Source organism: Pseudarthrobacter sp. Hb11 (genome assembly GCF_059383655.1).
On record NZ_JBWZCM010000024.1, the window covers coordinates 1 to 4793 of the forward strand.

Genomic DNA, 4793 nt, shown 5'->3' on the forward strand with positions numbered 1-4793 from the left:
CAATCAATAAAAAATTGGTATCAACAAACTTGGCACACTATTGAGTTCTCAAACAACAGACACACCCGGCACCACCCAACCAAACGGTTCAGGATCGCTCCGGAGCAACTTCTCAAACTTACCCGAACCCCCGAAGCTTTGCAAATCAGCGTTTCCGCGATACAAACTCCAGGAACCCGGCCCCACCCAAACCGGCACGCCCAAAAGCGAACCATATTCCAGGCTGTTGAAAAAAGGGGGGTTGGCCGCAATCTTTCCGCATCAGCGGCGGCGACTCAGAAAACAATACACGCCCACAACCCAACCCGCAAATCCACCCCCACACCCACCCCACACCCCCAAAAACCCCGCCACAACACGGAACCAGAAGACACACCACCACGACCAGCCAGCCCACAACACCACCCACACAACTATGGACCGGCTCACACCCCCACCACCCCTCAAACACAAACCCGAAGTGTCAGTTTGAAGTCCGCCTCCCGCGGCTTTAGGCGGTACTGCTCCAGGACGCCGGGGCCACAGGCAGCGGTACCTACACCCCGGAGCGCATGGTCGAGGTACACGTACGTCCGCCCGTCGGCCTTTAAGTCCGGGCGGTGGGCCGCTGCATCCAGAACCTTCATGTCATACGGCCGGACAGTCAACGCAAAGGGGTCGCCGGAAATCACGAGCGTCCTGCCTCCTACCTCGAGGGCGGCCGAGCGCACCCTGGACCGGGCACCGCACTCCTGTGGCCGCACGTACTCAACATCCATGTCTGCCAGGGGATTCGAGAACCAGCCCGTCCGCGTCCCTTGCCCCGTGTCGGGATAGCTCTGATGGGGGCCCTGACCGAACCAGCTCACGGTCGCCGTCTCTTTACCCAGCACGAGTTCCAGCCCTATCCGCGCCCATTCCACTTCAAAGCCCCGGTTGACCCACTTGCTGTCAGGCCGGACCTGGGTCCGGAGGCCAACCGTTTCGCCGTCGCTGGTCCAGGTGTAATCCACAAAAACCCCGTACTGCTTGTCCGCAGCACTCACGCGGGTACGGACCGTCAGGGCGTCCCCGCCTTCCGGGCTCGCTCCCGCGCTGATGCCCAGCAGCCGGGCGTGGAGCAGGTTCAGCCGGGCGTCCTTCCACTGCGTGGCGAGCGGGCGCTCATCTGTGCCGTCCCATTCCCGGCCGAGGTCGTTGTCTGTAGGCGGCCACCACAACGTCAGCCCCGTCTTCTCCACGGGCAACCCACCAATTGAGGTGGGCATTCCGGTAATCCGGCTGAACACTACGGGTCCCAGGTGAAGTTCGCTGTCCCGAACGAGCACGGGTTCAAGGGTTGCCGGCTGTACTGCGGAACCCGGCTCCCGGACAGATTGCCCCCAAGCGACCTCATGCCCAGCTGAAGCCCATAGTGAATCAGCGGCGAGGAGTGCACTCACCGTGAGTACCGCCGACTGGCCGTCAGGCAGGCTTGCAGTGAGAGAAGCAACCCTGCTTGAGAGCTCCACAAGCGCCTCGGCGGAGGGTGCCACGGACGCGACTTCCACCGCCCCTGCGCCGAGGGTACCGCCGTCGGCCTCCACCACGTAACGGAAGCTGTAGGCGCCAGTGTCTGCGAAGTCGTGGCTGTTGCGGACGGTGAAGCCGGACCAGTCAGCGGCCACGGTGATACGCAGCGGTTCGATGACCTTTTTGAAGTCCAGAAGCCCTGGCCTGGGGTTGCGATCCGCATCCACCAGCCCATCGGTGACAAAGTTGCCGTCGTGGACATCCTCACCGAAGTCCCCGCCGTAGGCGTAGTGCTCGCCGCCGCCGTGCGACGCGACGGTGATGCCGTGTTCCAGCCATTCCCACACAAAGCCGCCCATGAGGCGGGGGTACTTCTCGAAAAGCTCCTGGTACTCGCTCATGCCGCCTGGGCCGTTGCCCATGGCGTGGACGTATTCGCAGAGCACAAAAGGCATGGCGCGCCGTCGAGCGTCCAACTGGGCGTCTTCCAGTGGCGGCTCGATCCCCTGCCCGATCAGTGCTGTTTCGGCCTGGCTGGCGTACATGCGGGAGTAGACGTCGACGTACGCCGAGGACCAGTCGCCCTCGTAGTGGATTGGCCGGGACGGGTCCCGGTCCTTGGTCCAGCGCGACATGGCGGCGAGGTTCCTGCCGGTGCCGGCCTCGTTGCCGAGGGACCACATGACCACCGCGGGGTGGTTTTTGTCCCGCTCCACCGTGCGGCGCATGCGATCCACGAGTGCCGCTTCCCAGTGGGGATCATCGCTGGGGTTCCGGGCCCAGCCAGCGCTCTCAAAACCGTGCGTTTCGAGGTCGCACTCAAGCACAACGTAGAAGCCAAGCTGGTCCGCAAGCGCCAGGAACTCCGGATGCGGCGGGTAATGCGACGTCCGGATGGCGTTGATGTTGTGCTGCTTCATGAGCCGCAGCTCGGCCTCCACCACATCCCGGGGCACCACCCGGCCAAGGCGCGGGTGGTGCTCGTGGCGGTTGACGCCGCGCAGCAGGATCCGCCGGCCGTTGACCTTGAACTGCGCGTCTTCGACGGTGATACTGCGGAAGCCCACCTGCAGGGCAACAGATTCCCCCTCCGTGCTGACTGTTGCCTTGTAGAGCCGGGGCATCTCAGCTGACCACGGCTCGACGGCGGGGACCCGCACCTCGGTGCCGGCGGGGAGTTCCAGGTCCAGTTCCGGAACGCGCACGACGGCGTAAATCGCCTGTCCGCCCCGGCTTGCGTCCACTTTGAGGACGCCTTCGCCGCTGACGTGGTCGAAGTCGGCGCGGACAAAAACGTCATCGACTCCCTCAGACGGACGGGCCTGCAGGGTGACGTCGCGGAAGATACCGGGGAGCCACCACATATCCTGGTCCTCCACGTAGCTGGCGGCCGAGAACTGGGCGACCCGCACGGCCAGCGTGTTCTGGCCTTCCTCAAGGATCCCGGCCACGTCGAATTCGTGGGCCAGCCTGCTGCCGCGGGTGGTGCCGAGTTCCACCCCGTTCAACCAGACCGTTCCGGCAGACTCGATGCCGTCGAACCGCAAAAGTGCCTGCGGAAAGAACTCGGGCCCGGCCTCGAAGACCAGCACATGGTCACCAATCGGGTTGGCCTCAGGCACGTGTGGCGGTTCAACGGCGAACGGGAACTGGACATTTGTGTACGCGGGAGCACCGTGACCATGCATGGACCAGCAGGACGGCACGGGCAGGCTTTCGAATCCGTTCAGATCCTCCCCCAGCTGCCAGCCGTCATCAGGTGCCGTTCGGATTCCCCCGCTGAGGCGGAACTGCCACTCCCCGTTGAGTAACAGCTTTGGAGCGTCACTGTTCAGGTAGGCCCGCGCAGGCAGGCTGCCGGTGCCGGGCTCCAGGGAGGACAGCCCCCGGACGTCCTCGGCGCCGAGTTCGAGGCTGGTAACAGGCGAATCCGGGGTGCGTTCCGGGCTGCTGCCGGCATGCACGGTAGGCGATGCAACTGACATGGGCTTCCTTGCTTCATGGATGCAGGCTGGTCCTAATTCCCCGCCCGCTCCGCGTGAACGTTCACGGACCGCACACTGCAGCCTAGTCGAATTTGCCCGGGTTGAGTAGGGTCAGGCTGACTGACGAAGGACGAGCTGGTGTTGGAGCACCAGCGTGGCACCTTCGCTTCCAGCCTCCACGGTGCCGGTCAGCAGGCCGTTAACGAGGTCGACGGCGGCCCGCCCCACCGCGCGAAGGTCGAGGGACAGGGTGGTCAGTTCGGGTGTCACGAGCCCCCCCAAAGGGATTCCGTCCATCCCGATCACGGCGCAGTCCCCCGGCACCGTTCTGCCCGCTTGGTGCAGGGCTTTGAGTGCCCCTGCTGCCATGAGGTCATTGAACACCAGGAGCCCGTCGATGCCGGCATGCTGTTTAATCATCGATTGCACAGCTGCCCCGGCCGCAGCGGCGGAGTCAGCAGCCTGCCGGACGGTGAGCTCGATGCCGGCGCCAGCTGCTGCATCTGCGACTGCCCGGCCGCGGGTGGTGGCGGGGCCCTCCTGGTCCGAGTCAAGATAGGCAATCTGTCGGCAACCGGCTTCCTTGAGCCGTTCCAAGGCAATCCGCGCTCCGTGGGAGTAATCAAAGGAGATGCCCCCGGCTGCTTTGCCTGACGGGTAGTCGAGCACCACTACCGGGCGCCGGCCCATCAATACCTGGGCATCACTCGAGCAGGCGCCGAGATAGCCGACCAGGGCATCGACCTGGGGCGCCAGGCGGGTCACGGCGTCCAGGCCGTTCCCGCTGCCGTGGCCAAAGTCATCAACCACCACGTTCCAGCCACGCTGGGTGGCCACTTCCACCACACTGGAAGCGAAGGCAGGGAAGTACGGGTTGGTGAGGTCCGGGATGGCGAGCCCGAGGGAGACCCGGGCGCCCTGCACCAGGCCCTTCGCAAACCTGCTGGGGGTGTAGCCCAGCTCCCATGCCAGTTGTTGGACCCGCTCACGCGTGGCCTGGCTGATTCCAGACATGTCATTCATGGCGCGGGTCACGGTCTGACGCGAGACACCGGCAGCGGCCGCCACATCAAGAATGGTGGCCCGGCGAATGCGTGGCTCGCGGGAACTCGGTGTCATGCCGTAAGTCTAGGCGCCGGCTATGGCTCGGCGTTCAGTTGTGGTTGTGCGGGCCGGGCTGAGGACAACCTGGCTGTTCCTGTCCTTGGTGGCGGGGTGGTGTGTGCTGGATAAAGTGGTGGGGCCCTGACGTGGTGTGTCAGGGCCCTGGGGTGTTTTAAGTGTGGGAGGCCCCAACCAGTGACTGGTTGGGGCCTC

General features: G+C 64.6%; 2 protein-coding genes. Both read right to left on the reverse strand.

From position 1 onward, the window contains the following. Window positions 1–443: 443 nt before the first annotated feature. On the reverse strand, window positions 444–3476 hold the full coding sequence (locus tag AC50X7_RS18450) for a glycoside hydrolase family 2 TIM barrel-domain containing protein (RefSeq protein WP_494980346.1): 3033 nt from the start codon (window positions 3474–3476) through the stop codon (window positions 444–446). A gap of 111 nt (window positions 3477–3587) precedes the next feature. Next, window positions 3588–4595, reverse strand: coding sequence for a LacI family DNA-binding transcriptional regulator (locus AC50X7_RS18455; protein ID WP_494980347.1), 1008 nt, complete (start codon window positions 4593–4595; stop codon window positions 3588–3590). Window positions 4596–4793 lie beyond the last annotated feature (198 nt).

Bases quoted from the DNA above. Each gene is read 5' to 3' on its own strand.
- AC50X7_RS18450 (WP_494980346.1), bottom strand. From the start codon at position 3,476: ATGTCAGTTGCATCGCCTACCGTGCATGCCGGCAGCAGCCCGGAACGC.
- AC50X7_RS18455 (WP_494980347.1), bottom strand. From the start codon at position 4,595: ATGACACCGAGTTCCCGCGAGCCACGCATTCGCCGGGCCACCATTCTT.